This window comes from Wolbachia endosymbiont of Tuta absoluta (assembly GCF_059414725.1).
In genome coordinates, this window is sequence record NZ_JBNRJY010000035.1 from 1 (window position 1) to 4,534 (window position 4,534).

The window sequence follows — 4,534 nt, forward strand, 5'->3', positions numbered from 1 at the left end:
GATCTTGCAATTTCACTGACAGTAACTTCTAGTTTTGCACGGTCAAAACAGGTAATCAAGTAGTAAGTAACGAGAGAATCGGAATAATTAGCAATCACTTTACGTTTGTATTGTACAGATGTATTATCGTAACTTTCATCATCAAAGAGTTGAGCATTTAATTTATCTTTAAAGGAGTTTTGAAAAATAATATTTAATTGCTTACCAGAAAGTGAATCTATCCAAGACTGACGTATTTTTGTATTGTGAAAACGGTCAAGCAAATGGTTAACAGGTACTTCTAAATCATCTTCCCAAAATTTACGATTTGGATAAATGTTCATAAGAAACTAACCACACCATAATAACATAATAGACTATTTAAATAGTTAAGATAGAAATCTGAAAGTCTTGACCAATAATTATGCAATGGCTGTTTACTGATTTTTAACCAAGTTTTTTCTAAAAAGTTTGCTTAAGAAGAAGATTTTTTGGACAAAAATTTTTCAAATCCTGAATATATATTATATAGCACTCTAGCGAAACAAACTCTGAATATAAATGTCAATCCTAACACTGGACCTTGGCAAGCAAACGGGCTGGGCAATTCTAACAGATGGAATAATTCAAAGTGGAAGCAAAAGCTTTCATGGTAGTCGTTTCAGTGGAGGTGGCATGTGCTTCTTGAATTTTCGTAATTGGCTTAATTCTTTGAAACATGAGTTCACTGCAGTGTATTTTGAAGAAGTGAGAAGACATCTAGGAACTGATGCAGCGCATTGCTACGGTGGTTTTCTTGCCGTTCTATCTGCTTGGTGTGAAGAACATCATGTGCCATACAAAGGTGTTAATGTTAAAACTATCAAACGCTTTATAGCTGGTAATGGCAATGCAAGTAAAAGTGAAGTTATTGAAGCGATACGTGAAAAAGGTTTTTTGCCTAAAGATGATAATGAGGCCGATGCTTTGGCATTAATGTTCTATATCAGTAAAGATTTTAACATATCAAAAATACCATAAAAGTGGGTCCTTTCGGCCATACTGGCGGGTTTGGTGGGTTCGACCTCAGGCCTTCTTTAGCGTCAGACATATTTTGAATATTAACCTTTTAATTATTAAGAATTTAAATTATATGAATTTAGCAATCCACTACTATCCTGTTGAAAACCTCGTCGAATATAAGCGTAATCCTCGTAAAAATGATGACGTAGTAAATAGAATGTGTGCTTCAATCAGGGAATTCGGCTTTCGTATACCAATAGTTGCAAAAAGCGATGGAACTGTGGTTGATGGTCATTTAAGACTGAAAGCAGCAAGAAAACTTGGTATGGAAAGTATTCCAGTAGTCCTCAGTGATAATCTAAATGAACCACAAACCAAAGCTTTTCGATTGCTGGCAAATCAATCAGCTAATTGGGCAAAGTGGGATGATGAGCTTTTGAAAGTAGAAATTCAAGAGTTAGAAGATTTACAGTTTGACTTAAAAATGACAGGGTTTGAATTAGAAAAAGTTCAACATTTCCTTGATGATTTAGATAGTGAAAAAGAAGATCTTTCTGACTTAGTTGTTGATGACAAAAAGGTAGAAATAACAAAACCAGGTGATTTATGGATTTTAGGTGATCATCGAATCTATTGTGGTGATAGCTCTGTAGTTGAATCATATAAAGCGCTGTTAGATGATAAAATGGCAGACATTACTGTTTGTGATCCTCCATATAACGTTGATTATGGTAATAGCCAAGACAAAAAGATATTAAATGATAATCAAGGTGAAAAGTACGAACTTTTTCTCTATGACATCTGTTCCCATATTTTAGCATATACGAAAGGTGCAATTTACATCTGCATATCATCATCAGAGTTTTCAACGTTGCAAAAAGCATTTGAAGAGGCAGGAGGAAAATGGTCAACATTTATCATTTGGGCAAAGAATCATTTTACGCTAGGCAGGTCTGATTATCAAAGACAATACGAAGCAATGCTCTATGGATGGAAAAGCGGCAATAAACGTGAGTGGCATGGTGGTAGAAATCAAAGTGATCTGTGGTTTTATGATAAGCCAACGCATAATACACTACATCCAACGATGAAGCCAGTAGAGCTAATGGAGAGAGCAATAGTAAACAGCAGCAGACCAGGAGACATAGTACTTGATCCATTTAGCGGTTCTGGAAGTACACTGATTGCATGTGAGAGAACAGGAAGAATTTGCAGAACAATAGAGCTAGATTCAAAATTTGTAGATGTAACCATAAAACGTTGGCAAATATATACCGGAAGAGATGCCATTTTAGCCGGTACTGGTAAAACTTTTGCAGAAATTCAAGGAGAAAAACAGTAGGAAAAAAGTGAAAATTACACAAACAGAATGGGCAAGAGAGATAGGAGTATCAAAGCAATATGTCTGTTATTTAGTAAAGAAAGGAATAGTTGAGTTGGAGGATGGTTTGATCAATAGAGAACAAGCAAATGAAGCAGTAGCGGCAATAAGAGATCCAAGTCAGCCACTGAGGAGGAAAAATCCAGAAAACGAAAATACAAGTAACCTTTCCACGATGTTGCTAAAAACTAGAATAAAAAATGAAATGGAACGTGGTAAACTGCTTGAGGCAAAAGCTAGGGCTGAGATTGGTGAACTTGTAGCAGTAGAGGAAGTAAAAACTGAAGCATTTAATGTAGCAAGAGTTGTCCGTAATAATCTGCTTAATATTCCAAATAGAGTGTCAGCACTACTTGCATCACTGAGTGACACTGAAAAGATTCATATGGCGCTAACCGAAGAGATTACAAACTCATTACAAGAATTATCTAATATTAAGTTTTAAATAATGTCTGCTAACTTAAGTTTAGAATTAATAAAGTGTCTAACCTGGATTAGATGTTAATGTCAGAGGATTAAATGGAAAGACACCGCTACATTATGCAGTAGAAATTAACGAGCTTAGTATGGTTGCGCTCTTACTCAATAGGAAAAATATTAATCCACTGATCACTGATGATGATGGTAAAAGTGCGCTCTCTTGTGCAAGAAAAGATAGCTTACTTCATTTAGCTGCGATGTTGAATGAAGCAAATGCTGTAAGGTTTTTACTCAACAAAGGAGTTAATGTTAATGAGCAGAATGCTTTACTACATACACCGTTACACTTAGCATCAGGAGCTGGACATGAAGAAATTGACCTTACCCAGAAAAAGTAGACAGGTAGTTAAGACGTTTTTTTCATGAAAATGATGAATCAAATTTTTCAGGAATGCAATAGTTAATAGTAGAATGTCTACGTTGTTTGTTATAAAAAATTTCTATGTATTCAAATATTGCGGTTCTAGCTTGTTGTGCGGAGTGTTGTGAGGTATCAATGAGTAATTCCCTCTTTAGTGAACTAAAAAAGCTCTCCGAAACAGCATTATCGTAACTTTGTGACTCATGCTAGAAATAATACTTTTTGTATTCAGTAAAAATCTCTAATTTTTAGAGGTGTACTGTGATCCTTGATCGCTATGAAATAGTAGATTTTTAACGGGTTTGCGCCTATCAACAGCCATCAATAAAGCATCTATAACTAATTGCTTATTTATTGAATTACTCATTGACCAACCAACTACCATGCGTGAATATAAATCTATTATTGCTGCCAAATATAGCCATCCTTCGTTGGTGTTTATGTATGTAATCCCATATCTTGTTTGGCTGATCAGTGGTGAAATTCTGATCCAATATGTTAGGAGTTATAACTCTATTGTCTGTTTGAAGTTTCTTAGTCTTAAACCTTCGTCTAAGTTGGGCTTGAATGCCATTTTCCTGCATAACATTTTGCACTGTTTTGATGTTATAATTTTTACCTAAAACCTTTAATTCAGCGTGGAGCTCCGTATCTGCATTGTGACGCTTGATATATCTTTTGAATATCTTTTATGAGCTCTTCTCTTGTTGATTTTTTATTACTTTTTTCCTTAGAAATCCATTTATAATAACCACAAGCAGATACGTTCAAAAACCTGCATAGCTCTCTTATTTTACAGCAGTTTTCATGCTCTTTTATAAAAGAATATTTCACTCTTTTTGGTTTGCAAAATATCCCAGGGCTTTTTTTAAAATATCTCTTTCTCTAGTTACTCTTGCCAGTTCTTTCTTTAAATCAAACTTTTCTTTGTCGCAATGAGCTACTTTCCCTTTTCCTGGAAACGCATCTACTCCAGACATTCTATCATTGTATGTTTTTACCCATCTGCTTAATGAATCACCGCTAATACCCAAATCTCTTGCTATTTTTGCTGATGATTGACCTGTTTCTTTTACTAGTCTTATAGCTTCAATTTTGAATTCTGCTGTATATTCTTTTCTTTTTGTCATACTACACCTCTTTGAAAAAACGTTTTATTTTACTTCAAAAACGTCTTAACTACCTGTCTACTTTTTCTGGGTAAGGTCAATTTTTTATAACAAACAACGTAGACATTCTACTATTAACTATTGCATTCCTGAAAAATTTGATTCATCATTTTCATGAAAAAAACGTCTTAACTACCTGTCTACTTTTTCTGGGTAAGGTCA

The 4,534-nt window shown here is 34.5% G+C and carries 3 protein-coding genes and 3 pseudogenes; 4 read left to right on the forward strand and 2 right to left on the reverse strand.

Going from position 1 to position 4,534, the window contains the following annotated elements; all coding sequences use genetic code 11:
- Positions 1 to 323 (reverse strand): annotated as a pseudogene (locus tag ACJ5GX_RS00250) (hypothetical protein); the annotation flags it as partial.
- 217 nt (positions 324 to 540) lie between these two features.
- On the opposite strand from ACJ5GX_RS00250, the gene ACJ5GX_RS00255 reads away from it, so the two are divergent.
- From ACJ5GX_RS00255 to ACJ5GX_RS00270, 4 genes and pseudogenes are all read left to right on the forward strand, one after another.
- The gene (locus ACJ5GX_RS00255; protein ID WP_230609159.1) at positions 541 to 999 is read left to right on the forward strand and encodes a crossover junction endodeoxyribonuclease RuvC; all 459 of its coding nucleotides are present in this window, start codon (positions 541 to 543) and stop codon (positions 997 to 999) included.
- Between the two features lie 112 nt (positions 1,000 to 1,111).
- Entirely contained in the window at positions 1,112 to 2,323 is a 1,212-nt protein-coding gene (locus tag ACJ5GX_RS00260; RefSeq protein ID WP_230609160.1) for a DNA modification methylase, read from the forward strand.
- A gap of 7 nt (positions 2,324 to 2,330) precedes the next feature.
- A complete protein-coding gene (locus ACJ5GX_RS00265; RefSeq protein ID WP_230609162.1) occupies positions 2,331 to 2,807 on the forward strand; it encodes a hypothetical protein in 477 nt (158 codons plus the stop codon).
- Between the two features lie 3 nt (positions 2,808 to 2,810).
- A pseudogene (locus ACJ5GX_RS00270) lies at positions 2,811 to 3,159 on the forward strand (ankyrin repeat domain-containing protein); the annotation flags it as partial.
- A 43-nt stretch (positions 3,160 to 3,202) separates the two neighbouring features.
- On the opposite strand, the pseudogene ACJ5GX_RS00275 reads toward ACJ5GX_RS00270, so the two are convergent.
- Positions 3,203 to 4,333 (reverse strand): annotated as a pseudogene (locus ACJ5GX_RS00275) (IS3 family transposase).
- Positions 4,334 to 4,534 lie beyond the last annotated feature (201 nt).

Bases quoted from the DNA above. Each gene is read 5' to 3' on its own strand.
- ACJ5GX_RS00255 (WP_230609159.1), top strand. From the start codon at position 541: ATGTCAATCCTAACACTGGACCTTGGCAAGCAAACGGGCTGGGCAATT.
- ACJ5GX_RS00260 (WP_230609160.1), top strand. From the start codon at position 1,112: ATGAATTTAGCAATCCACTACTATCCTGTTGAAAACCTCGTCGAATAT.